This window comes from Maribrevibacterium harenarium, from assembly GCF_006385675.1.
In the GTDB taxonomy this organism is placed as follows: Bacteria; Pseudomonadota; Gammaproteobacteria; order Pseudomonadales; family Marinomonadaceae; genus Marinomonas; species Marinomonas harenarium.
Genome location: NZ_VFRR01000045.1, coordinates 1 through 24,270, shown reverse-complemented (window position 1 = coordinate 24,270; position 24,270 = coordinate 1). Strand labels below are relative to the sequence as shown.

General features: G+C 50.3%; 21 protein-coding genes, 2 tRNA genes and 1 riboswitch. Of the genes, 11 read left to right on the top strand and 12 right to left on the bottom strand.

What is annotated here, in order from left to right:
* The first annotated feature begins 81 nt into the window (after positions 1-81).
* A complete protein-coding gene (locus tag FJM67_RS15015) occupies positions 82-960 on the top strand; it encodes a TRAP transporter substrate-binding protein (RefSeq protein ID WP_235890084.1) in 879 nt (292 codons plus the stop codon).
* Positions 961-994: 34 nt separating this feature from the next.
* Here FJM67_RS15015 and zapE read toward each other — a convergent pair whose 3' ends face one another.
* From zapE to FJM67_RS14960, 11 genes are all read right to left on the bottom strand, one after another.
* A complete protein-coding gene (zapE, locus tag FJM67_RS15010; protein WP_140590994.1) occupies positions 995-2,134 on the bottom strand; it encodes a cell division protein ZapE in 1,140 nt (379 codons plus the stop codon).
* A 78-nt stretch (positions 2,135-2,212) separates the two neighbouring features.
* Entirely contained in the window at positions 2,213-3,361 is a 1,149-nt protein-coding gene (locus FJM67_RS15005) for a PA0069 family radical SAM protein (protein WP_140590991.1), read from the bottom strand.
* A 132-nt stretch (positions 3,362-3,493) separates the two neighbouring features.
* On the bottom strand, positions 3,494-4,450 hold the full coding sequence (locus tag FJM67_RS15000) for a TPM domain-containing protein (protein WP_140590988.1): 957 nt from the start codon (positions 4,448-4,450) through the stop codon (positions 3,494-3,496).
* Between the two features lie 3 nt (positions 4,451-4,453).
* Positions 4,454-5,044, bottom strand: coding sequence for a LemA family protein (locus FJM67_RS14995; RefSeq protein ID WP_140590985.1), 591 nt, complete (start codon positions 5,042-5,044; stop codon positions 4,454-4,456).
* Between the two features lie 188 nt (positions 5,045-5,232).
* Entirely contained in the window at positions 5,233-7,059 is a 1,827-nt protein-coding gene (gene atzF, locus FJM67_RS14990; protein WP_140590982.1) for an allophanate hydrolase, read from the bottom strand.
* Positions 7,056-10,691, bottom strand: a complete 3,636-nt coding sequence (uca, locus tag FJM67_RS14985; protein WP_140590979.1) for an urea carboxylase — start codon at positions 10,689-10,691, stop codon at positions 7,056-7,058. The genes atzF and uca overlap by 4 nt, the downstream gene beginning before the upstream one ends.
* 79 nt (positions 10,692-10,770) lie before the next feature.
* Positions 10,771-11,415, bottom strand: a complete 645-nt coding sequence (locus tag FJM67_RS14980) for an urea amidolyase associated protein UAAP2 (RefSeq protein WP_140590976.1) — start codon at positions 11,413-11,415, stop codon at positions 10,771-10,773.
* 3 nt (positions 11,416-11,418) lie between these two features.
* A complete protein-coding gene (locus FJM67_RS14975; RefSeq protein ID WP_140590974.1) occupies positions 11,419-12,132 on the bottom strand; it encodes an urea amidolyase associated protein UAAP1 in 714 nt (237 codons plus the stop codon).
* Positions 12,132-12,944 (bottom strand): ABC transporter ATP-binding protein, encoded by an 813-nt coding sequence (locus FJM67_RS14970; protein ID WP_140590971.1) that lies wholly within the window; start codon positions 12,942-12,944, stop codon positions 12,132-12,134. Before FJM67_RS14970 ends, FJM67_RS14975 begins: the two co-directional genes overlap by 1 nt.
* The gene (locus FJM67_RS14965) at positions 12,941-13,753 is read right to left on the bottom strand and encodes an ABC transporter permease (protein ID WP_140590968.1); all 813 of its coding nucleotides are present in this window, start codon (positions 13,751-13,753) and stop codon (positions 12,941-12,943) included. The genes FJM67_RS14970 and FJM67_RS14965 overlap by 4 nt, the downstream gene beginning before the upstream one ends.
* Positions 13,754-13,809: 56 nt before the next feature.
* On the bottom strand, positions 13,810-14,868 hold the full coding sequence (locus tag FJM67_RS14960) for a putative urea ABC transporter substrate-binding protein (protein ID WP_140590965.1): 1,059 nt from the start codon (positions 14,866-14,868) through the stop codon (positions 13,810-13,812).
* 62 nt (positions 14,869-14,930) lie between these two features.
* A riboswitch (guanidine-I (ykkC/yxkD leader) is annotated at positions 14,931-15,042 on the bottom strand.
* 274 nt (positions 15,043-15,316) lie between these two features.
* Here FJM67_RS14960 and FJM67_RS14955 point away from each other — a divergent pair.
* From FJM67_RS14955 to FJM67_RS14910, 10 genes are all read left to right on the top strand, one after another.
* Positions 15,317-16,249 carry a nucleoside recognition domain-containing protein gene (locus tag FJM67_RS14955; RefSeq protein ID WP_140590962.1) on the top strand — a complete coding sequence of 311 codons (933 nt, stop codon included), beginning with the start codon at positions 15,317-15,319 and terminating at the stop codon, positions 16,247-16,249.
* Between the two features lie 92 nt (positions 16,250-16,341).
* Positions 16,342-17,016, top strand: coding sequence for a YoaK family protein (locus FJM67_RS14950; RefSeq protein ID WP_140590959.1), 675 nt, complete (start codon positions 16,342-16,344; stop codon positions 17,014-17,016).
* Positions 17,017-17,152: 136 nt separating this feature from the next.
* Entirely contained in the window at positions 17,153-18,166 is a 1,014-nt protein-coding gene (gene cysP, locus FJM67_RS14945; protein WP_140590956.1) for a thiosulfate ABC transporter substrate-binding protein CysP, read from the top strand.
* A gap of 113 nt (positions 18,167-18,279) precedes the next feature.
* The gene (gene cysT / locus FJM67_RS14940; protein WP_219846010.1) at positions 18,280-19,137 is read left to right on the top strand and encodes a sulfate/thiosulfate ABC transporter permease CysT; all 858 of its coding nucleotides are present in this window, start codon (positions 18,280-18,282) and stop codon (positions 19,135-19,137) included.
* A gap of 10 nt (positions 19,138-19,147) precedes the next feature.
* The gene (gene cysW, locus FJM67_RS14935) at positions 19,148-20,035 is read left to right on the top strand and encodes a sulfate ABC transporter permease subunit CysW (RefSeq protein WP_140590953.1); all 888 of its coding nucleotides are present in this window, start codon (positions 19,148-19,150) and stop codon (positions 20,033-20,035) included.
* Positions 20,032-21,138, top strand: coding sequence for a sulfate/molybdate ABC transporter ATP-binding protein (locus tag FJM67_RS14930; RefSeq protein ID WP_140590951.1), 1,107 nt, complete (start codon positions 20,032-20,034; stop codon positions 21,136-21,138). Before cysW ends, FJM67_RS14930 begins: the two co-directional genes overlap by 4 nt.
* 90 nt (positions 21,139-21,228) lie before the next feature.
* A tRNA-Asp gene (locus tag FJM67_RS14925) sits at positions 21,229-21,305 on the top strand.
* A gap of 37 nt (positions 21,306-21,342) precedes the next feature.
* Positions 21,343-21,418: transfer RNA gene (locus tag FJM67_RS14920), tRNA-Val, on the top strand.
* Positions 21,419-22,013: 595 nt separating this feature from the next.
* Positions 22,014-22,355, top strand: coding sequence for a hypothetical protein (locus FJM67_RS14915; protein ID WP_140590948.1), 342 nt, complete (start codon positions 22,014-22,016; stop codon positions 22,353-22,355).
* A gap of 430 nt (positions 22,356-22,785) precedes the next feature.
* Positions 22,786-24,141 (top strand): hypothetical protein, encoded by a 1,356-nt coding sequence (locus tag FJM67_RS14910; RefSeq protein WP_140590945.1) that lies wholly within the window; start codon positions 22,786-22,788, stop codon positions 24,139-24,141.
* A gap of 1 nt (position 24,142) precedes the next feature.
* On the opposite strand, the gene FJM67_RS14905 is transcribed toward FJM67_RS14910, so the two are convergent.
* Positions 24,143-24,270 (bottom strand): transposase domain-containing protein (locus tag FJM67_RS14905; RefSeq protein ID WP_140590943.1); only part of this gene is annotated, 128 nt, incomplete at its 5' end.

The following is a 24,270-nucleotide window of genomic DNA, read 5'->3' as shown; positions in this document are numbered from 1 at the left end:
TCATCGGCATAATGGTGGTTTATCTCCTAATGAGAGTGAGCGGCTGTATTGGAAAAACTCTAAAACCGTGGCCAGATTTACTTGACCACTACAGAGGAAGCAACAGAGGGGCGTGTTGATGTTGTGATCGAAAACTTCACCGGCCACCCTAAATCCATTTTTGATGCGGTTGAAGATGGTGTTTATGACGCTGGTTTTTCAGTAAACGCCTACATTCCGGGTCGTTTTAGTCTTACAGGTGTTGCCGAAATCCCGGGGGAAATCTCTGGTGCGGAAAGCGGCTCAGTAGCCCTTTGGAAAACCTACGAAGAGTACTTTGCCGATGCGGGTGAATACGATGGCCTGAAGTTACTCGGTTTGTTTGTTCACGGACCAGGCCAGCTTCATGCCAAATTCTCAGTGAATGATTTGTCGGATTTCGAAGGTAAAAAAGTTCGCCTAGGCGGTGGTATGGTGAATGTGCTGGCTGAGCGTTTACACGTTACTCCAGTGGGCGCCCCAGCTCCGAAATCCTATGAAATGATGCAACAAGGCGTAGTTGATGCGACCTTTTTACCAGTGCAAGAGCAAAAATTTTTCCGCCTATCTGAACTAAGCTCTGACTTGGTATTGTTCCCGAAAGGTCTCTACACCACCGCGATGAGCATCATTATGAATGAAGATTTCTTCGCGGATCTAAGTGAAGAAGATCAAGCCGCCATTATGAGCGTCTCTGGCGAAAAACTGTCTCGTCTAGCTGGTGCCGCTTGGGGCGCAGCCGATGATGCTGGTATCTTAGAAGCGAAAGAAAAAGGTGTAAACGTGGTGTTCTTGTCACCGGGAGACAAGCTAGTTCAAGATATGAACAAGTTGACAGCTGGCATCGATGATATTTGGATGGAATCTGTGGCTGACCGTGACGTAGATGCCAAAGCGGCGTTAGCGGCCTTCCGTAAACACGTTGCTGAAGAAACTAAGTAACAACTTAAACAGGTAACAATCTACAAGACCGTGATCAGGTATCGGCCTGATCACGGTCTTTTGTTTGAAAGGTTAATAAACGCCCGAACCCCACATGGGCCATTTCGGTTAGGCGGCTTTGAGTTCGGCGAAATTCAAACAACAGGGTGCCGGCTTGGTATAACTGATCAAACGAGACTTCTGCCTGAAGCACCAAGCGTACCCGTTGGTCGTAGCATTCATCCACTAGGCTGATAAAACGCCTTACGGCATCGTCATTGATGGCGAGGGAAACCGCACGGTCACCAGTTTGGCCAGAGCCTACAGCGCCATCTTCTGTGCCGCGGGCTTTGATGTGTTCAAAGGCTTCGCCACTGAGGCAGGGAATGTCGCTGACGATGATTTCGTCGAATTGGGACGCGAGCTCCATATAGTCGGCGGCGGCACGGGGGCCGATGCACAAATCCTCAAAGCGAAACCAAATCTGTTGATCATTACTTCCTTGGGCTTTTATCGATCGACGGTTGACGCTCAAAGTATCTATTGGAGAGAGGGTAGCACCCTGCAAATAAGCCGCGAATCCCGCCTTATCGGTAAAGTAAATGGGCCGTGTTGGGCGTGGCTGAAAGCGATGATCCACTTCACCGCTCAGATGAATGCTGGAAAATGCTTGGGACATTCGGGCGATGGTGGGTTGAAAGCGGTCTTTTTGTAACTGAGACTGGAACAAACCCTCAATGGCAATATTAGAGGTGGCGACGATGATGACGCCCCGATCAAGCAATGCTCCTACGATCCCACCGAGCAGCATGGCATCGCCGATATCGCTAACGAAGAACTCATCGAAGCAGAGCACCCGGTACTCCGATGCCAGTCGGTCGGCGATGGTGAGTAGTGGATTGGCTTGCCCAAACGCTAAGTTTAGCTCCCGATGCAGCCTCGCCATAAAGTGATGAAAATGGGCCCGCTGTGCCATGCCGTCTGGCAATGCACTATAGAAAATATCCATCAGTTTTGTTTTGCCGCGCCCCACGTCCCCCCATAGGTAAATACCTTGTTTAGGGTACGTTGGCCCATTTCCCCCTAGGGCTAGATACAAGCGATCGAGTTCGGTGATGGCGGCTTGCTGGGCAACATCGGCTTTTAGCTCGCCGGTGGTACACAAACGTTGGTAAATTTCAGCGGGGGAGTTCATCTGTGTTCTATATAGCGTGATTGAGTGGCAGCTAACATACACGCCAGCCAGTTTCCCTGCAATGACTTGTGCAGCCCACTAGTCAAACAAACTAAATTGATCCCCCGGCTTAGGCGGCAAAGTGAAAAGTTGAGTATTGAGGGGAACCTGGCGCAAAGTGTCGAGACCGGCTTTACGTGCCGCAAGGTAAAAGCGTTGCCGCATCAAATCGGCGTATGCCCCTTGGCCGGTCATACGTAACCCAAATTGAGCGTTATTTAACTCGCCCCCACGCATTTCTCGGATTTGGTTGAGTACTCGGTCTGCCCTATCGGGTAAGTGGGTACGTAGCCAATCTTCGAACAGCTCACCAAGCTCGTAGGGCAAGCGCAGCATCATATAGTTGACCCCATGGGCACCTGCCGCCGCTGCGCCTTGGATGATGGACTCTAGCTCATTATCGTTCACAAAAGGGATCATCGGGGCCGCTAACACCGCAGTGGGGATGCCAGCTTCGGTCAGCTTTTGCACCACCTGTAATCGGGTCGCGCCACTGGCGGTGCGGGGTTCCAAACGGCGTTTCAGATCGTTATTTAGGGTGGTGATGCTAACGGCAGCGTGAAATAACCCTTGTTCAGCTAACTCTGTGAGCAGGTCTAAATCCCGCAAAATCAGGCTACTTTTGGTAATGATAGAGACTGGCTGCTTAAACTTTAGCGCCACTTCCAGCAATTGGCGGGTGATGCGCAGTTCCTTTTCGATGGGTTGATAAGCATCCGTATTGATGCCGATAGCAATGGGCTGGCACTGATAACGTGGGTGGGATAGCTCCTGTTCAAGCAGTTCTGGGGCATTGATTTTGGCGCTCAGCTTAGTTTCAAAATCCAGTCCTGGAGACAGGTCTAAATAGGCATGACTAGGCCGAGCAAAGCAATATAGGCAGCCGTGCTCACAGCCCCGATAGGGATTAACCGACATGGAGAAGGGCACATCTGGGGATTGGTTGCGGCTAATAATACTTTTTGCGTACTCATGGCGCACTTGGGTTTGTGGTGCCACCATCGGCTCATCGTTGTCATCCACTTCAATCAAATTGATGGCGAAGCGACCTGCAATATTTGAACCGGTACCGCGGCCTTTGAGCGGTTCATGGCGACGTTGCACTGCCGCAGGTTCCGGCTGGTAGTTGAGGTCAAACTCCTCGTCACTGGGTTCAATGGGATCAAATTCGGAAAATAAGTCGCGCATGGTAGTGGCTGATAGCTGTATAAATAAACAGGTGTCAGCTTACGACACTCTTTTATGGAGGTAAAGGGGTTGCTCGCCGGGCTATCACTTAGGTAAGTCCATTTACCTACGCTAGATGCAAGAAACTAAACGTTACCAGCCCCCTGAAGAGCCACCACCGCCGAAACCACCGCCGCCGCCACGGCGGGAGCTGGACCCACCCGAGCCCCTAGAACTGCCGAAGGAAGACTTGAAGTCGCTCCAGAAGTGCGTTTTGGCGCCATTAAGTTCAAGGAAGAAGATCAAATACATCAAGATCGCCCCTATGACACCACTGGCAAACACATAAAGCAGCGAGTCGAGAATAAAAAATGCCACTACACCGCAAATAATGCCTGACCCAGCGGAGACGTAAATCGCATACTTGGAGTCGAATGCCGTGATGCGGTCCAGTAAAGCCAGTCCAATAACGGTAATGGCAGCAACAATCGCGGCCTGGGTCAGCGGGCTATAATCTTCCCAATAGACAAAGTCTGGCTCAATGACGGGAATGTCGCCGCCACCCATAAGCACGCTAATATCATCGAGTCCTTTGATTATACCTGTGCCGTATTCATTGCGTTTAAATTCTGGTGTCATGGTCTCGCGGATGATGCGACTTGCCGCGGCGTCGGGGATGACACCCTCTAAACCATAACCCACTTCGATACGCATCATGCGGTCGGTCTTGGAAACCACGATCAGCAATCCATCATCCGCTTCCGCTCGACCTAGCTGCCATTTTTCCGCCAGTGCAAGGCTGTATTCCTCGATGGGCTGCCCCCCTAACGAGGTGATCATGACCACCGATAACTGAGCTCCGTATTGCTTTTCCAGTTGCGTAATCTTGTCACGAATTACTTGCTTCTCCTGGGCCGTCAGGGTGTCGGTCTGGTCAACCACCATTTCTGGGTTGGCTGGCAATTCTTCATAGAGTATCCAGTCAATAAGATGGTCCGAAAAATGAAACGCGTTATCAGCCGCAAAAATGGCAACCACTGCGAGCACGAGCCAAGCGATGATATTGGTCTTTAAACTCTCTGTTTTGCTTTCCTTGGTAGTGTCCGTCACGGCTTAGCCTCCGAAATCGACGCTGACTGGTTGGCTAAGTGCCGCTGGATTTTCTACGGTAAAGTTCGGTTTGACAGTGAAATCAAAGAATTTAGCGGTCAAGTTGGAGGGAAACGAGCGTACCGTGGTGTTGTATTTCTGTACCGATTGAATGTAGCGGTTTCTGGCTACGGTAATGCGGTTTTCGGTGCCTTCTAGCTGTGCTTGTAGGTCACGAAACGCGCCATCGGATTTTAGCTGTGGGTAGTTCTCGGACACCATCAACAGGCGAGAAAGGGCTCCACCTAATTGTGACTGGGCATTTTGAAAGTTTGCAATGGCGGTTGGGTCCTGTAGAGCCTCGGCCGATAGTTGCATGGTGCCCACTTTTGAGCGCGCTTGCGTCACTTGTGCAAACACTTCCTTTTCATGGGCGGCAAACGCCTTAACCGTGTTGACCAAGTTGGGGACTAGGTCAGCCCGGCGCTGGTATTGGTTCATCACTTCCGACCAGTTTGCGGTGATTTGCTCATCGTATTTTTGCAAATCGTTATAGCCACAGCCAGTCAATGATAATGATAGGAAAAGTAACACAAAGCCCGCGATGCGATTCATGGATCATATCCCTTGATAATAAGGTGGTTGAAATAAGGAGGGATTCAGTTTGCGAGAAGTGGCGGGGTTGGTCTATCGATAGATCCCCTAATTAAGTAAACATTGATTTATGTCGGTGGCGAAAAAGCAAAGCCCCGGTGACTTTGCTCTTTGCCTATTTTTTGTTGGCGAAGATGAGCCATTGTTCACTAGAGGGACTGTAAATAGGCCCTCCAACCGCCGAAGGCGGTGATGTCAACCGCATCGTCGATGCCATAGCCTTCACAAATAAAGCCGCTGACTTGTTCCCCATTGGCCAGTTTGAGTTTGCCGATTCCCAAAGGTGCTGGGATGCCAGCCACAAAACTACCAAATTGTGCAGCGGGTACCGACCAAACTTCCACTTCTATGGCAGCGCTGCCGGCGCTATCGAGAATCAGCCCCGGCCGTTTTGGCGGGCCACCGGCCAACGCAAAGAGTCGATAGCAAGGGGCGGTCGTGGTTTGCGTTTTGAGTATTGCCCCGCGCTCGGTCAGTTGCCAATTCAGCGGTTGTCCAGTTAAGTGGGCACCGCATACGGCCACATCAATGGTGTCGGTGGCCCCGATAGGGGATGTCGTTGTCGGGGCTGCCCGGTGGGCTAGTGCGCCTTTCGGTAAAGGTAGTGATTGCTGGATGCGATTGGCGATGGACAACAGCATACGATCACTAAACGTCGAGCCGACTAAGGTGATACCAAAAGGCATTCCTCGCGCCGTAAAGGTTGTCGGGACAGCCACCGCTGCAAGGTCGATCAAGTTCATAAAGTTGGTGTAGTAGCCCAACTCACTATTGTGCTGAATCGGCTTAGCGAGCATTTCTTCGATGGTAAAGTGTCGCCCAGCCGTTGGGGTGAGTAGACAATCCACCTTGGCCAGTTGTGCTAAGCAAACCTGTTTCAGGTCGTTGATCCGGTATTGGGCGCTAAATAATGCCGTAGCGGGTGGTTTGCCCCCGGGGGCAATGATCTCTCGCACCACCGGGAATATCACCTCTGGCTGCTCGTCGATCAGCGGTTGGGTGGCAAGGTAGCGTTCAGCCACCCAAGGACCTTCATACAAGAGCTTAGCGATCTCATCAAATGGGGCGAAATCGATTTCGGAGAATTTAAAGCCACAGTCGGCTAGTAGCGCTAATGTATCTTGATAAGCGTTGGCATAGTCATCATCACCAAAGAATTTGAGCTGATGTGACGGAATGACCCCGACGGTAAGGTCTCCTTGGCGCAGGCCGTAGTGACGGGTTTGGTTAGCAAATGGATTGGCCCGGCTGTAACCATCGCGCGGATCAAAGCCTTCGGCAACGGATAAAGCCAAATTGGCATCGTCGGTGTTGTAAGCAAATATGGTCATACAGTCTAGGCTGCGACAGGCGGGCAGCATCCCTATGGCAGACAAGAGTCCGATGGATGGCTTCACCCCCACCAAGTTGTTGAAACACGCCGGCACACGCCCAGACCCTGCGGTATCGGTGCCAAGGCTGAAGCTGGCTAGACCCAGGGCAACTGCCACTGCGGAACCCGCACTAGAGCCACCACTTATGTAGTCATAGTCAAAGCTATTGTGGCAGGCGCCATAGGGGGAGCGAGTACCGTTCAAACCGGTAGCGAACTGATCCAAGTTGGTTTTCCCGACGGGAATCGCCCCTGCCTCGATCAGCTTTTGCACCACATAGGCAGACTCAACAGGGGTATAGGCAAACTCTGGGCAGGCCGCCGTAGTGGGAATACCGGCCAAATCGATATTATCCTTGATGGCAAAAGGGATCCCCCACAAGGGGTGTGTCGCCGGATCTTTCTGGGTTAGGGCGCTCAGGTAAGGTGCCACTTCCTCCTCAGTTAGGAGGTGAATCCAGATGTTGTAGTGTTGAAAGGTTTTAGCACGCTCCCGTATGTCAGCGAGCACGGCATGTGGGGTCAGACTCCCAGCCAAATAGTGGTCGCGCAAGGCTTGAAAGCCCATATCGATAGTTTGCGTAAGTGGGGCGATGATGCTCATACAATTTCCTCCATAACGATGACGGCTTGGCCAGCATTTACCCGGTTGCCATTATTCAGTAGTACTTGGGTTACGCGCCCAGCGCAGGGGGCGTAGAGAGGGATTTCCATCTTCATGGATTCCAGGGTGACCAGTAGCTGTCCGGCCTTTACTTCGGCTCCGACATTCACTTCTGTTTGCCAGACGCTGCCAGATACGGGACTGTCTACGACAGTGGCATCCTCGTCCCAAGTGATTTCTGTGGTGGTCGTTGCTGCTTCGCTTTGGTCGAAATGGAATTGGCCATTGGCGTGCCAGCGGGCAAGCTCTTCAGCGAAAGCCTGATTGCGTCGTCCGTTAAACCCGTCAATATCAGCACTGTTCTCTTGGACAAACTGTTCGTACTCGGACAGTGAAAACTCACTTTTCTCGATACGGATTGGGTATTGTCCGTGGGGGAAGTCCGCGCGGATTTGGTTTAGCTCCTCGTGGCTGACTTCGTAGAAACGGATTTGGTCAAAGAAGCGCAACAGCCATGGCTGGCTGAACTCCTTGGTCTGGCGATAGCGATTCCACATCTGGAGGGTGCGCCCCACGAATTGGTAGCCCCCGGGGCCTTCCATACCGTAAACACACAAATATGAACCGCCAATGCCCACGGAGTTTTCGGCTGTCCAAGTACGCGCTGGGTTATACTTGGTCGTCACCAGACGGTGGCGCGGGTCGATTGGGGTCGCTACCGGTGCCCCAAGGTACACATCTCCGAGCCCCATAACTAAGTAGCTGGCATTAAAGACGATTTCCTTTACTTGTTCGATGCTGTCCAGCCCATTAATACGGCGGATAAACTCTAAATTACTCGGGCACCATGGGGCATTGCTACGCACGGACTGGGCATACTTATCGATCGCTTCTTGGCAGGCGCGATCGTCCCAAGATAGGGGCAGGTAAACCGTGCGTGACGGCACAGTCAGTTGGGCCAGTTGTTGGCTGAGGTGGCGCTCGGCCTCTTCTAACAGATCCAAGAGTGCCCGGTGGCCCATTTGTTGACTGTCGTAGTGAATCTGCAGCGAGCGAATCCCCGGAGTGAGTTCCCGCATGCCCACAAACGGATGTTGTTGCAGCCATTGCATCAATGCGTGTGCACGAAAACGCAGACGAATATCCAGGATCTGTTCCCCGTATTCCACCAACAGGAAATGATCCCCCGCCGCTCGATAAACAATCTCATCCCCAAACTCCTTGGCGGGCAGGGTTTTCAATACCGGAGTAGTAATCGGCTGTGGCTTAGGTGTATAGCTAGGTGCCGTCAATGTATTAAGACTACGGTTTTGTTCTGCTTCTAGGGTTACGGCATCATCTAAGGAAACGGGAATAAAGCGCACGGTATCGCCGGCGCGTAGTTGCCCTAGCTTCCATAAATCGGTGCTGATCACCGTAGCAGGACAAACAAAGCCACCAAGGGAGGGGCCATCTGGCCCCAAGATAACGGGCATATCGCCGGTAAAATCTACGCTACCGAAGGCATAGGCATTGTCGTGAATGTTTGACGGGTGTAACCCTGCTTCCCCCCCATTTTCTCGGGCCCAGTTGGGTTTGGGGCCAATCAGGCGCACACCGGTACGACTGGAGTTGTAATGAATCTCCCAGTCGGTCTGAAAAAACATAGTGATATCGTCAGGGGTAAAAAAGTCTGGGGCGCCGTGGGGGCCGTAAATCACCCGCAGTTCATGGTGGTGATTAAGTGTCGGTAGCAACTGAGCCGGCAGAGTTGGCTGCGCCACTGGCTCATTGGTCGCTGGAAGCGTTGTGAGCACGTCCCCAGTTTGTAGCGCGCGGCCATTGTGACCGCCAAATTGACCGAGCGTAAACGTGGATTTGGAACCGAGATAATCTGGGCAATCAAAGCCCCCTGCGACGGCAAGGTACGCCCTAGCACCGGTAGCGCTAATGCGCCCTAAAGCCAGCGTTTGTCCGGGTGATACTGGAACCACCTGATTCAAGCCGACGGTTTTACCATCGAGCTTAGCCTCTATGGGCGCGCCACACAGGGCGATGTGGGCGGCAAAACTGAATTGCAAACTCGGCCCTTGCAAAGTGATTTCGAGGGTGGCAGCATCTTCCCCATTACCGAGTAGTCGGTTGGCTAAACGGCTGTGAAACGAGTCAAACGGGCCAGACGGAGGAACGCCAACATGCCAATGATGCTGGCGCCCAGGGAAATCTTGCAGGGTGGTTTGCGTACCACCACTAATTACATCGATGCGTTTAGGTTGGTACACAAAGTCGTTGAGGTAACGGGTGCTTACCGTTCCAGACTGTAACTGCGGGTCCGTTAAAAGTTGCTGTAAGTAGTCTAAGTTGGTTTGGGTGCCATACAGGGTGCAGTCTGCCAAGGTTTCTCGCAACAGTTCTAGTGCCTCATCACGGCTGCTGTGATGGACAATTACTTTGGCAATCATAGGGTCAAAATAGGGTGAGATTTGTATCCCTGATTCAACCCAATGGTCTATGCGAATACGTCCAGCTGCGGGTGTGCTGTCCGAAGAGTCGGTATAAGAGGTGGGTAAACTGACGGCACTGAGTAACCCCGGGCTAGGTTGGAAGTTTTTGTACGGGTCTTCCGCATAGACGCGTACTTGCACCGCGTGCCCGCTTGGCCTGAGCGTGGCGTGTTTTTCCCCCAAGCTTAGGTCGTCTCCAGCAGCGAGGCGCACCATCCATTCTACTAAGTCGACGCCATATACTTCCTCGGTAACGCCGTGTTCGACTTGTAGACGCGTATTGACCTCCAAGAAGTAAAACGCATTGGTGTCCATATCGTAAATAAACTCCACCGTCCCTGCGTTGCGGTAATTCACGCTAGCGAGCAAGGAAGCTGCCGTTTGATGCAGTTGTTGGCGCACATCATCACTTAAATGGGGGGCGGGGCATTCCTCGACGACTTTTTGGTTGCGACGTTGGCTGGAGCAATCCCGTTCACCGATGGCAATGGCATTGCCGTTACCATCGCCAAAGACTTGAACTTCAATGTGTCGAGCACGGGCGATAAATTTTTCTAAAAAGACCCCATCGTCGGCAAAATTGTTGGCTCCCAGGCGACGTACCGAGTCAAAATGCTCGATCAAATCTGTGTCTGTATGACACAGGTGCATGCCGATACCACCGCCCCCGGCGGTGCTCTTGAGCATAACTGGGTAGCCGATTTGATGGGCTTGGTGTAGGGCGCTGGCAATATCGGTTAGTAATTCGGAGCCGGGGGATAGGGGGACTTTAGCTTGCTCAGCCAATTCTCTGGCCCGGTGTTTTAAGCCAAAGGCACGCATCTGCTCGGCTGTTGGGCCAATAAAAGCGATGCCGTTTGCTTCGCAACGCTCCACAAATTGGGCATTTTCACTCAAAAAACCATAGCCTGGGTGGATGGCTTGGGCGCCGGATTCGGCGACGATCTGTAGAATTTTATCAACATTGAGGTACGTGTCAGCCGCCGCACCTTCCCCTAAACAGTAGGCCGCATCGGCTAGCTTGACGTGACGACTGTTGGCATCGGACTGGGCATACACAGCAACGGCCTTGATGCCCATTTTTTTGAGGGTACGAATAATACGCACGGCAATAGCGCCGCGATTTGCAATTAATACCGTATGGAACATGAAATTACCTTGTCCGGGCCGTCCCGGCGATGTGTAAGACAGTGGCCGTCCACTGAATGGGCAAGTCGTAGAATCGTTGTTAATTAGCGTCCCAAATCACCACTTCGATGGGGGTTGGGTTGTAGCCGTTGCAAGGGTTATTTAGTTGTGGGCAGTTGGAGATCAGCACGATCAGGTCCATTGCCGCGGTCATCTCCACGTATTTTCCCGGGGCGGAAATACCATCTTCAAAGGTCAGCCCGCCAGCCTCCGTTACCGGCACATTCATAAAGAAATTAATGTTGTGGGCGATGTCGCGTTTGTCTAAACCAAACTCAGGGTGCTCCGCAATCGCGAGCATCCAGCTATCACGACAGGCGTGCATGCAGCGTTTTTCCAAGTCATAGCGCACGGTGTTGCTTTCTGTGGCGCAAGCCCCCCCCAGCGTGTCATGGCGACCGCAGGTATCGGCAACGATTTCCAGCATTACGTTGTTTTCGTTAGAACGTAGTTTTGAACCGGCAGTTAGGTACACATTCCCTTGTTCACGAATGGTGTCAGTGGCGCTGTAGTGCTCTTCGGGGTTATGGGCGTTGTAAAACAATGTATCTGCCGCTTGGTTGCCCTCAAGATCGACAAAGCGAAACGTGGCGCCAGCTGGGATGACATGGATAAAGTAGTCCCCCGCATCGACTCGATAGGTTTCAGATGCATCTGCTGTATTTAGGTTACTTGCTTTGATCATGGTTTAGGCCTCCTGTCCGAAGTAGTAGAGAGCATTGTTAGCAAAGCCCCGTAGATTTTCTGGGCGAGCGTTTTTGCATAAATCATCGTCCGCAACCGGTGCCGCCTTCTCTAATAGGAGTTTGACCGGTGTGCGGGGGTATTCACTGGCAACGCTTAGGGGGTGGGGACAGGTATGCAAAATCACCAAGGTGTCCATTTCGAAGCGCAAAGTGACTTGGCTACCGGCTGGACTATGATTATTCGCCAGCGCCATATTGCCTTCGGCGTCTGTCGTGACTTTGCTAAACAAGTTGAGGTTGGCGCACAAGTCCGCTTGGGTCAGGCCGTATTTTGCCATTTCCACCAACATGGCATCGTGTCCATTTTGCAGCCAATCGTTGCGATCCGTCTGATAGTCACGCTTGCCCCATTTTTCGATATGGCTGGGGTGACTGTTGCCACAGACGGTCTCGTGCCAGCCAAGAGAGTCCTCGATGATGGAAGCGAAAATACGCCCCATATCAGAATACAAACAATGGCCTTTGGTCAGTTTGAAGGTGTGTTGGCATTTTAGCGTATCCGGGGCGTTGTAACGCTCCAGCAGGTTTTCCGGGTTGTAAAATACCATGCCCACATTGGCGCCACCCTCTAAGTCCGTCAGGGTGATTTGGGTGCCCCGGCGTAGCCGTAATGACCAGTGGCTGCTCGCGGGAATGATGGTTTCATAATGATTCATCAAGGGGTCTCCGTAAGTTCACTATGATGGTTGAAAATGGGTGTCGGGCGAATTTGCTCGTCTATTTCTCGATAGAGATCATCCGCTGTCGCCCCCACCGGTAAGTCGTAAGTGATGGAAGCACCGTAAGCGTTTGGTGCATGGGGGTCATGACGCAGTTTGTCGAAGACCCACAAACGGGTACCTAGGTAAAAGCCTTCTTTTAGATCGTGGGTGACCATAAAAATGGTGAGTTTGTGCTGGCGCCAAACATCCAAGATCAGAGCGTGCATATCGGCCCGGATTCCCGGGTCTAGGGCGCCGAACGGTTCGTCCAATAGTAGAATCTTCGGCTTACCGATAACGGCTTGGGCAATCGCCAAGCGTTGCTTCATGCCACCGGACAGTTCGTGGGGGTAGCGCGTGAGAGCGTGACCTAGGCCAACCTGATGGAGAATTTCGCTCGCTTCTTGCCGAGCTTGGCGTTTTTCCTTTCCGAATAGGTAGCCGCTGAGAGAGGCTTTTTGGAATCCCTTTGCGGCGACGACGTTTTCCAATACCGTCATATGGGGGAATACCGAGTACTGCTGGAAAACAATGCCCCGATCTGGTCCCGGCTCATTCGGCATCGGAGCGCCGTTAAGTAATAGCTCCCCCGAGCTGGGCTGTTCAATCCCCAGTATCATTTTTAAAAACGTACTTTTACCGCAGCCAGAGGCTCCTACTAGGGTGATAAATTCACCTTGGTGTACGGTAGCATTAACCCGCTCAAGGATGCGGTCTTGTCCGTAGGTCTTACCAACGTTGAGGGCTTGGATGAAAGGTTCGGTCATGCTTTGCCCTCCCATGGGTATAGACGCTTATTGAGCGCTGCCAGTAGATAATCGATCAAAAATGCCAGCAGGGTAATCCACGCCACATAGGGCAAGATCACATCCATGGACATATAGCGACGCACCAAGAAAATTCGATAACCCAAGCCATCGGTAGAGGAAATGGCCTCGGCCGCAATCAAAAACAGCCAACCGGCCCCGAGTGATAGGCGTACCGCATCAATCAATTTTGGCATCACCTGTGGCAGTAGCACGCGCACTAAAATCTGTAACGTGCTCGCCCCCAATGTCTGGGCTTTAACTAACTGCTCCGAAGGGATTTCCTGAGTGCGTCGCTGAATATCTCGGGCGATAAACGGTGCCACACCAATGGCGATTAAGGTGATTTTTGAACTTTCGCCCAAACCAATGATGATGAATAGGATGGGTAAAATGGCTAGCGGTGGAATCAAAGACACCACGGTCAGTAACGGTGCTAAAAAGCTGTAAAGTAATGGCAAGGCACCGGTCAATAAGCCGATAGTTAAGCCGAATAGAGCGGCGATCCCGACCCCCGCACCAAGGCGGCCAAGACTGCTCAAGGTATCTTGCCAAAACACCAACTCCCCCTTGCGGCGACTGGGTTCGAACGCCAAGCGATACATAGCATCGCCCATCTGCCCAAGAGATGGCAGTAGTTTATCGCTGGGGTTAATTGCTAACCGCGCTTCGGAGCTCGCCATATAGAGCAGCAGTAGCAGCACAAATGGCAACAGCCCGAGTAACGTTCGATTAACCGGCGTCGGCGTGTAATTTATCAGTTTCTTCATAGGAAAATCCTTGGGGACGCCCGCGATACTCCGACGGGCATCCATGAAGGGAGAGGTTACAGTTGGCCGTCCGCTGCCATTTGCATGTAGGTATTGTCAAAGCGCAGTTTGATATTGTTCGGGTCACCAAACACACCTGCTGGCATTTCGATGCCCACGATGTCAGCACTTGGTGCCCCTTCACCTAATAGACCGTGGTCAAAGGAAAACTCCGCCACATGTCGCATGGTTTCGACCAATTTGGGGCTGTTCACCAACTCAAGGGCAGACTCGGGGGTGTAATACATGTGGGTTTTGGCTAGTTGCGCATCGTAGCCCGCCAAGTCCGTTTCTGCCGCTTCCGCCATAATGGTGCGAGCAAGCTCGGCGGATTCACTATCCCCATTCATTTCGGACATGATTTCAAACCAGGCGCCTGTCAAGGCTTTACCCAATGCTGGGTTGGCTTTTAAGGTCTCAGTATTGACGACTAGCCCATCAATGATTTCCCCAGGGATCATGGAAGAGTTGAATACATCGTGGGTGGCAGGGATAGCAAGGATTTCACTCACTAGTGGGTTCCAAGTCACGGTGGCGTTCACCCCATCGATACCAAAAACCGACACTAGATCTGCGTCAGACGTATTGATGACCTGAACATCCTTCTCGCTCATGCCGATTGAATCTAAGCCTCGTGCGAGTAAGTAGTGGGAAACGCTGTATTCCACCAGATTGACGTTGCGACCTTTGATATCCGCTAGGTTGTCAGAGTCCATCAGGATAATGGCATCGTTACCGTTGGAATAATCCCCAGCGATCAGCACGGTACTGTCTACCCCACCGACAGCGGGAATGGTGAGCGCGTCCATTTGTGCCATGGTACAGGCATCAAATTCACCGGCTGTGTATTGGTTGATAGATTCTACATAGTCATTAATCTGTACCACATCGATACTGATATCGTACTTTTCGGCCCATTTATCGACGATGCCGGCCTGTTGGCCGTAGGCCCACGGCATCCAACCGGCGTAGATAGACCAGCACACTTTGAAATTATCTTGTGCAAAGGAGGGAGCAGATGCCGAGGCGAGTAGGGTAAGAGCAATGGCAGACACTTTACGGTTGGATCGAGTCATAATAGTTACCTTTCCAGTTGGTTTGCGTTACACATGGAGTACCCTTGGCAAATCGCCTTTCGGTCTCCCGGGCTTTTGTCCCGCCGTGTAACCTTGCCACTGCAAGGTCGAATGCTCTCGGACCAGTCGTACTGTGGCGAAGAAAACAGTACCGGAACCCTAGCGTTCTATTCTGACTAAATTGTAGTGTTCGATGTCCAAGGGTACGAACACTGGTTAACACTGCACATACCGTGCCAGAAATTTTGGCGCAAATTTGCAAAAATGTGCCGCATTTGTGATCTTGCATGGGTCTTTGGCTGTATTTTTGACCTCTATTGGTGCGAATTTTTTCTTTCAGCGCTGGTGTTTCTGAATAAGTAGACTGAAGCGGGTGAAACTTAGTTGTATTTTGGATACAAAGAGAGTAAATAACGTCATCCTGATTCACCGCAAAGAGAGCCCCTTTATGGATTTCATTGGCAATATTCAAACCTCCGGCCGACTGGCACTGGACTTGGTGCTCTATCTGATGCTTCCGATTACGGTGGTGATGGGTGGTTTTATGAAGGTGCTTGAGAACAAGGGTGTTTTGGCCTGGTGTTCCGAAAAATTGTCCCATGTGACCCATGTGTTCGGCGCGTCCGGTTTAAGCGTGATCGCTACCGCCAAGATGTTATTTGTCAGCTCCGTTGCGCCGCTTCCCACGTTACACAAACTGGAGCAAATGGAGCAGGATCAGCGCAAGCTGGCGGCTTCGCTGGCTTTGGTTCTGACCTTAACTCAAGGCAATGTGTCTTTTCCAATGATCGCCTACGGTGTCGATATTTGGGCGCTGTTGGCGTCTTCGCTTATCGGCGGTCTGCTAGCCTCTGTTTTTACCTACTATTTCTTAGCTAAAAATTTATCTGCCAGTGACAATGGCATTCCTCCTCAAGAAAAAGAAGTCAAAGTGAATAGAAGCGTGGTGCAGTCCCTCTCTGAAGGAGGCATGGAAGGGATGAGGATCGCCATCAATATGATCCCCTTACTGGTGATCACCATCTTTATTATGAGTGTGCTGAAAGACTTGAATGTCATTGGCACTCTTACCCAGTGGTTAGAGCCGGTATTTGCGTTGCTAGGTCTGCCGGGAGCAGCTGTCTTACCAATCATCACCAAGTATGTGGCCGGTGGTACCGCTTATATGGGGGTGATGATTGATCAAATTGAGCAGGGGGCGCTGTCTGCTCGGGATCTTAATATCATTGTCGGTCTGGCTAGTAATCCCGTAGATTTAGTCGGGATCGCCATCTTTTCAGTGATCGGACCACGTATCAATAAAATCTTCCGCCTCGCGTTACTGGGGGCGTTTTTTGGCTTATTTACTAGAGCGGTCATGCATATCGTCTGGTTTATGTAGGCTATTTGGTGAACCTAGTACTCTTTTCTCCTTGTAGCCGTTAGCATGGTGATGTTCTACCTGTCCATAGACTGAACAAAGGGGAAAGACCAGTGATTTCACAACTTCCACGTTGGGTTGAGTATGGCGCGTTTTTGCTCGCTCTAGTAGCTGGTACCGTGAATGCGGTGGGGTTATTGGGGTTCGAGCACCAGTCGGTCTCTCATCTTTCTGGTACGGCAACCCTGTTGGGCGGCCGGCTTCTTTCTAGTCCTTGGTCTGACAGTGTTCATTTACTCGGAATCTTAGTTGCTTTCCTAATCGGTGCAACAATATCGGGAATGTTGCTACGGGGTAAGTCATTGAAACTGGGTAAACACTACGACAGCGCCCTCGTGGTCGAAGGTGTGTTATTGCTTGTCGCACTCGCTTTTCTCTCCCAAAACAATACCTGGGGGCATTTTTTCGCCTCGGCCGCTTGTGGTTTACAGAATGCTTTCGCGACTACTTTTAGTGGTGCCATTGTTCGAACCACTCATGTTACTGGGATCTTTACGGATTTAGGCATCATGTTAGGTGCTTGGCTAAGGGGGGAGGAACTTGATCGCCGCAAGGCACAATTGTTCATGTTGATTATTGGTGGATTTATCGCCGGGGGGGCATTGGGCGTGTTTCTGTTCCTGCATTGGCAATTTCTTGCGTTGCTCTTTCCTGCTGGCGTGTGTTTTATCTTGGCGTTCGTCTACCGTTGGTTTTTACGACAACGGGAAGTGAGCGCAGAAAGTTAGGAATTGGGCCTCATCGGTTGTATTTTTTGGCTTTATTTTTATTCCAAAATGATCCATTAAATAAGATTGAAATAACTAAATGTTTTATTTAATCTCGCTGTATTAAGAATGATTGCTATTTTTTAGCGAGGAAATCATGAAAAAATCCCCCGGATTTATACGTTCTCTATTGGGTACTGTGTTGTTAACTGGCGCAGTACAAGCGTCCGCAGCAGATCAGACCATTTTAAATACGTCATATGATATTGCTCGCGAGCTGTTTGCGGCTTACAACCCAACTTTCGAGCAGCACTGGCTGGAAACTACCGGTAAAACCATCGAAATTAAACAGTCCCATGCGGGCTCGTCGAAGCAGGCTAATGCCATCATGAATGGTTTAGGTGCGGATGTGGTGACCTTTAACCAAGTCACCGATGTGCAAGTGCTCCATGACAAAGGTAAGTTGATTCCTGCGGATTGGAAAAGCGAATTTCCCAACGCGAGCTCTCCTTACTATTCCACTATCGCCTTCTTAGTCCGTAAAGGAAACCCAAAAGATATCCAGAACTGGGGCGATTTGACCCGTGATGATGTGGCGCTGGTTTTCCCGAACCCAAAAACATCCGGTAATGGCCGCTACACCTATCTTGCGGCTACAGGCTACGCGCAAAAGACCTTCGGCAAAGAAAACGATACAGAGATTGATAGCTTTTTAACCCGTTTCTTGAAAAACGTTGCTGTGTTCGATACCGGTGGCCGCGGGGCAACCACAACCTTCGTGGAGCGTGGTATTGGTGATGTGCTGATTACTTTCGAGTCTGAAGTGAACAACATTCGTAACCAATATGGAGCTGACAGCTACGAAGTGGTCGTACCTAAAACGTCGATTTTGGCGGAGTTTCCAGTTGCAGTGGTCGCTCGCAATGCCAAGAAAAATGGTACCGAAGAAGTTTCTCGTGAGTACTTGAATTACCTATACAGCGAGGAGTCCCAGCGCCTGCTGGCAGGCTTTAACTACCGAGTCCACAACGACGTAGTAAAAGCCGAATTTAGTGCGACTTTCCCAGAGGTGGAATTGCTGACCGTGGAAGAGATTGCTGGTGGTTGGCCACAAGCAACTAAAGAACTGTTTGCTAATGGTGGCAAGTTGGATCAATTGCAGCGTCGTTAATACTTGTAGTCAATGGAAGCCGGATACGAGTGCGTGTCCGGCTTTTCTGATTTCTGGCTGAAGGCACAGCTCCTTCAACGACAATAATGAAGATAGTTACAGGGTAATCTTTGATGGCAATGAACTTAACTTCAGCAGCTGCGAAGCCTCGCCATCGTCGGGTGCTACCAGGCTTAGGGCTGAGTTTGGGTACCTCGCTACTGTTCATCAGCTTGGTATTGCTGCTGCCGATGACAGGTTTAGTGATGCAATCGGTCGATATGGGATGGGAGCGCTATTGGCAAGTCATCACCGATGAACGAGTGGTTGCGAGTTATAAAGTGACTCTATGGGCTGCAGCGCTGGCTTCGCTGTTTAACGGGGTATTCGGCCTGCTGATGGCTTGGGTGTTAGTGCGCTACCAATTCCCTGGACGCAAATTGTTAGATGCCATTGTTGATTTGCCGTTTGCGTTACCTACAGCCGTAGCCGGCATTACCTTGGCAACCCTATATGCCCAAAATGGCTGGTATGGGGAGTTGCTGGCGAGCGTGGGCATTAAAGTGGCCTATACCCCTTGGGGAATTGTGCTTGCGATGGCATTTACCAGTATTCCGTTTGTGGTGCGAACAGTACAGCCAGTGTTGGAAGAACTGTCAGTCGAGGAAGAGGAAGCTGGCATGACCTTGGGTGCTTCAGATTGGGCAGTATTTCAACGGGTGATTTTCCCCTCTCTTTGGCCTGCATTGATGACCGGCATTGCATTGTCTTTTACCCGTAGTTTGGGGGAATTTGGCGCGGTGATCTTTATCGCTGGAAATATGCCTTATGTGAGTGAAATCACCTCCCTAATGATTTTCGTTAGCTTACAGGAGTTTGATTTCCCTGCGGCAAGTGCTATCGCTTCGGTGGTTCTGATGGCTTCTTTGGTGCTGCTGTTCGCTATTAATATCTGGCAAGGTCGTTACCTACGCCGGTTGCATGGTCGCTAGAGGGGGAAATATGGCAAATAAATCCGTAACTGGGCGTCGTCAGCAACAACGCATCGGCGACAGCCCGTTAATCAAATGGACCTTGATTGCATTTACTTTGTTATTAACTGGCATCCTGTTAGTGGTGCCCTTAATCAGTATTTTCCAGCAGGCTTTGGTCGATGGTGTCGGTGCCTATTTCGCCAGTTTTAGTGACCCAGACACCCGTCATGCGATTGGCCTGACTCTACTAGTTGCCGCGCTAACAGTGCCAATCAATTTGGTATTTGGTGTGCTATTGGCGTGGGCGGTAACGCGTTTTCAGTTTCCAGGACGTAAACTGCTGATGACACTGATGGATATTCCGTTTGCGGTGTCACCGGTAGTAGCAGGCTTGTTATACCTGCTTTTGTACGGCAATAATGGTTGGATCGGGTCATGGCTTTTCGATCACGATATGCAGTTGATGTTTGCTTGGCCTGGCATCGTTATGGTGACGGTCTTTGTTACTTGTCCTTTCGTCGCTAGGGAGCTAATCCCGTTAATGCAACAACAGGGGCGTGAAGATGAAGAGGCTGCGGTCATTCTCGGTGCATCTGGCTGGCAGCTATTTCGTCGTGTCACGTTACCAAATATCAAATGGGCGCTGATTTATGGCGTGATTCTCACCAATGCTCGGGCGGTGGGGGAGTTCGGTGCCGTGGCTGTGGTGTCCGGCAATATCCGCGGAGAAACCAACACCTTGCCCCTATTAGTTCAAGCCCAGTACGAGGACTATCAAGCAGCGGCGGCCTTCGCTAGCGCCTCACTATTAGCCATGCTAGCACTGGTGACGCTGCTATTTAAAGCCTTAGTTGAATGGCGCCAGGAACGCCAATTACATGCCGACATTGCTAAACAATCACAGGTGAGCGAATGAGTATTTTGATAGAGAATGTTGCGAAAACTTTTGGTCAGTTTCAGGCCCTGTCGCCCTTATCGCTCCAGATTAATGAAGGGGAGATGATTGGACTGCTGGGCCCATCGGGCTCCGGTAAAACCACCTTGTTGCGAATTATTGCCGGCCTTGAAGGGGCTGATTCTGGCCGTATTCTCTTCGGTGAGCGAGATGTTACCGAAGTGCATGTTCGCGATCGTAAAGTTGGATTCGTATTCCAAAACTACGCTCTGTTCCGTCATATGACAGTGGCGGATAACGTGGCGTTTGGCTTGCAAGTGCTACCCAAAAAGCAGCGCCCAAGTGATGCAGAGATTCGTCAGCGTGTGTCCCATTTGCTCGACATGGTGCAGCTCGGTCACTTGGCGGGACGTTATCCGGCACAGCTATCGGGTGGGCAGAAACAGCGTATTGCACTTGCCCGAGCCTTGGCTACCCAACCTGAAGTGCTGCTATTGGACGAGCCATTTGGAGCCCTGGATGCCAAAGTGCGCAAAGAACTCCGGCGCTGGTTGCGTAGTCTACACGACGAATTAGGCTTCACCAGTGTGTTCGTTACCCATGACCAAGAAGAAGCCTTGGAGCTTTCGGATCGAGTAGTGGTAATGAGTAACGGCCATATTGAGCAGGTGGATACCCCAGAAGATCTATACCGTGCGCCCAATAGCCCATTTGTTTTTGACTTTCTTGGCAATGTTAATCGCTTTGAGGGAAAATTCGAAAACGGTGCTTGGGTAAACGGAAGTGGGCGTATTTTGACGCCTACCTCCGAAGTCGCGAAAGATGGCGTCCTATATATGCGCTCCCATGAGTTCACAGTAACGAAACAAGCTGTCGGTGTTTGTCATTTACCGATGACAGTCGTGGCGATAAACCTGATTGGCGCAGAAGTACGTCTTGAATTGGCCGCACAAGGCTGGGAGTCTTCCGCCATTTGGGAAGTGGATCTACCCCATGGGAAGTTCGACAATGCTGATTTACACAAAGGTGACAGTGTTTATGTAACGCCCAAATCTGGTTATTTCTTCGCAAGTGGTGACGCTGTTGCGAAGGAGCTACGTTGGTCATCATCAGAAAATCACTAACTTTTTTCAAGATAGGCTTGCCCTGCCAATAATTATCTATATAATGCGCTCCATCTTTTGATGAGGCAGCTTTGCCGAGTTAGCAAGATTGGAGCGGTAGTTCAGTTGGTTAGAATACCTGCCTGTCACGCAGGGGGTCGCGGGTTCGAGTCCCGTCCGTTCCGCCACTTTCTTATCCCTTAGAAAGTGAGCCATCTCTAAGATGGGTGTGTAGCTCAGTTGGGAGAGCGTCGCCCTTACAAGGCGAATGTCGGGAGTTCGAACCTCTCCACACCCACCATCTAATGATATCAAAAACCTTATTAACCTACTGATTTTAAATCCTTTTTCTGTATTTATGCTTAGCGCTCGCGCGGCTATTCTATGATTTGATTAAGACATTGTCATTTTGTGACCCAGCTGTGACCAACTTGCTTCAGCCGTTTGCAATGACGATTTTACTCACATATTCGTCATGATATAGTGAGTCAAAAGGGAAATAGGGATATTTGCAGATGGTCTTAACTGCCTTAGTAATCGTTGTCGTCTACTGGTTGATCAGACTAGCATTTGGGCTGATCACCTTCTTAGTTTGTAAAATCCTACGAACTAAGCCATCAGAACTAATTAAGCGAGTAAATGACTTTAGCGCGATGCTAATAAGTGTCACGATTCCGTTCATACTATCGGACTCGCTACCAATCTGGCTTTTCTGCCTATTGCTGGGGATGCCTGCATACCGCTTATTGCGCCATATTCAACGCAGTCCTATTGGCCGAAAGCGTTCTACTTTTCAAAAAAAGGCAACTCGCAACTCGCAATTCCAGCAGTCAAGCAATCATGATAGATGGACCGCCGAGCCAACGGTAAACCAACATTCTCGCAAAATGTCCAGTATGGATAGCGCAACTACAGCAGCATTTACCGGAGCGGCAGGCGCGACATTTTTCTCCAGTTCTTCCGATCATCTATTCGATGATTTTAATATGCATTCAACCCCTACGAGCTCGTCGGATATTGATCCGATTGACCATAGCACTACTTTCGCTGGCTATGACCCGATGGATCTGGATATGAGCAGAGCAATGGCCGGAGACCCGACCTCGCCATACTATGATTTTTTCCACACAGATCACACCTCTGGCAGTGGGGGCTTTGATGATGGAATCGGGGGAAGTTCGTTTGACGATTCTTTTGGTTCAAGTTCGATTAATGACCCTTTTAGTAATGATATTTGAACACTTGCAACGGCATTGTGTCTCAATGGTCGAGTAGAAGATTAGTGAAAATGAGTGCAAACTCGGCGGAGAGTCCATGAGAAAACTGGCGTAATCCGGTCACTTAAGAGTAAAAATAAGACGAGAGAAAAATGGCAGGATCAGCTGATCGGAATAGACCGAAACGAGCGATCGCAATCATCGGAATATGCAGCCTGACAAAAATGACAACAAGCTCGCGGTACTATTTGTTCTTGGAAATTTGTTACGAGTAGATCAGATGATACGTTTTACACGGGGATAGACCGTCCAAATGACGGGGATTAAGCTGCTTAAAGCAGTGTGATAGCAAAAAATTTCGGCGAATTAGCCACTTTTTGGTAATTGTTGAATGCAGAGCAAGCCAGACTGGAGTTATCTGACTTGTTCGCAGTATCCTTAGGTGATTAATATGGAATTGCACTTTAAAGAAGCCTCGGGCAATACCAACGAGGGTGATGTGGTTTGGATACATTCATCAGGTCGCCAAGCACTTATCGCAGATATTGTGTCTGGCTGCGAGGTTGATAAAGGCGTGGATTTACTAGGTAGTTGGCTATGTCTTAATGAAGCCGAAGATATCTTTTCCGCTACTTGGCTGACCGAGCAGTTGCACCTACTGCTTCAACGCAGTGGTGTACAGGCGACTATTGGTATCATTACCAAGCATGCCAATGAGTTCGTACTCAACTTGGTTGGTAATATTCGACTTTACCGGGTTGAGTCAGCAGTGACGAAGGTCGCTGAAGCAGGTTTCGAAATTCAGCCGACTTCAGTTATTGGTAGTGAGTACACTCCGATAGTCAAAACGGTCACTGTTAAGACGAGTCCACATGTGAAGTATATTCTCGCTAGCGATGGGCTAGATAGCGAAAGTATGTGCGGTCTTGCTCTAAATGCGGATGCTCTCAATAGCGGTGCAATGCGGAGTAAGTTGCTTCCAGCCGCATGCGATGGTGACTGGTCGGCGTTGATTTTCCCTATGGCGCAGTCCCATACTTTTGTCGATGAAGATTGGCCTTATAATCCTTTCGTTGGACATCAAGAAGATCGGATACATGAGCGTCGAGGACTCTCTGAGCTGGCTACGGCATTGTTTAGTGACCCGCTATTCGAGGGGTTTCGCATCGTATCGTGTCCGCCGATTTTAGGACCAAGCTCTTCACGTTTATTTGATGGTCTTTTGGTTTACCCATTTGGCGTGATCCCACTTGAACTAAAAGATCATCATGGTGAAATAACCGTCGAGATAGGAACCAATCGACGTAATAGCTTACGCGTAAAGAATGAACGTGGTGAAAACTACTTCACCAGTCCAGTTGTGAAACTGCGTGAATCCTTACGTCGTTTCGGGGATTTACCACAGCTACGAGGATTACAAACGGAATGTAAAAATGCAGGTCTAGTGATCTTCACCGCTAATCATGTCAGTGTCAATTGTGGCTTAGATGGTGATTTTATCCCAGCTCCTTTTAAAGGAGCCGGAGAGATAATGGTAGCTAAAACAAAGCAAGTACCTGACCTGCTAAAAGATTTTGTTCGTTCTCGCTTTGGTAAGAAATTGGTGCCGAAACTGTCGGACTCTGATATCAATCGTCTGGTTAATGCCATTACCGCAGTATCAGATGAGCCGGAACAATATCATCAGCCGATGTTACAAATTGGCGATTACTGTGTCGATATAGTTCCCATTAATGATGAGTCTAGTGATTATTACCGTAAGCGATCTTATATTAGCCCTCTAAAATGGTTTGTCTTGCCCTGCTAATCTAGCCTGCTTTCGCCCTGTTCCAAGGCAATAGCACTTCGAGTTTTTCTAAAGTATCCGCGTCGGCAATGTGGTCGAGTACGTATTGGATGTAACTCGATGGTTCTAGGCCATTAGCTTTGGCGGTTT

Coding starts and splice junctions, on each gene's coding strand:
- zapE (WP_140590994.1), bottom strand. CDS start 2,134: ATGAACTCCCCCGCTGAAATTTACCAACGTTTGTGTACCACCGGCGAG.
- FJM67_RS15005 (WP_140590991.1), bottom strand. CDS start 3,361: ATGCGCGACTTATTTTCCGAATTTGATCCCATTGAACCCAGTGACGAG.
- FJM67_RS14995 (WP_140590985.1), bottom strand. CDS start 5,044: ATGAATCGCATCGCGGGCTTTGTGTTACTTTTCCTATCATTATCATTG.
- atzF (WP_140590982.1), bottom strand. CDS start 7,059: ATGAGCATCATCGCCCCACTTACGCAAACTATCGATATGGGCTTTCAA.
- uca (WP_140590979.1), bottom strand. CDS start 10,691: ATGTTCCATACGGTATTAATTGCAAATCGCGGCGCTATTGCCGTGCGT.
- FJM67_RS14980 (WP_140590976.1), bottom strand. CDS start 11,415: ATGATCAAAGCAAGTAACCTAAATACAGCAGATGCATCTGAAACCTAT.
- FJM67_RS14975 (WP_140590974.1), bottom strand. CDS start 12,132: ATGAATCATTATGAAACCATCATTCCCGCGAGCAGCCACTGGTCATTA.
- FJM67_RS14970 (WP_140590971.1), bottom strand. CDS start 12,944: ATGACCGAACCTTTCATCCAAGCCCTCAACGTTGGTAAGACCTACGGA.
- FJM67_RS14965 (WP_140590968.1), bottom strand. CDS start 13,753: ATGAAGAAACTGATAAATTACACGCCGACGCCGGTTAATCGAACGTTA.
- FJM67_RS14960 (WP_140590965.1), bottom strand. CDS start 14,868: ATGACTCGATCCAACCGTAAAGTGTCTGCCATTGCTCTTACCCTACTC.
- FJM67_RS14955 (WP_140590962.1), top strand. CDS start 15,317: ATGGATTTCATTGGCAATATTCAAACCTCCGGCCGACTGGCACTGGAC.
- cysP (WP_140590956.1), top strand. CDS start 17,153: ATGAAAAAATCCCCCGGATTTATACGTTCTCTATTGGGTACTGTGTTG.
- cysT (WP_219846010.1), top strand. CDS start 18,280: ATGGCAATGAACTTAACTTCAGCAGCTGCGAAGCCTCGCCATCGTCGG.
- cysW (WP_140590953.1), top strand. CDS start 19,148: ATGGCAAATAAATCCGTAACTGGGCGTCGTCAGCAACAACGCATCGGC.
- FJM67_RS14930 (WP_140590951.1), top strand. CDS start 20,032: ATGAGTATTTTGATAGAGAATGTTGCGAAAACTTTTGGTCAGTTTCAG.
- FJM67_RS14915 (WP_140590948.1), top strand. CDS start 22,014: ATGGATAGCGCAACTACAGCAGCATTTACCGGAGCGGCAGGCGCGACA.
- FJM67_RS14910 (WP_140590945.1), top strand. CDS start 22,786: ATGGAATTGCACTTTAAAGAAGCCTCGGGCAATACCAACGAGGGTGAT.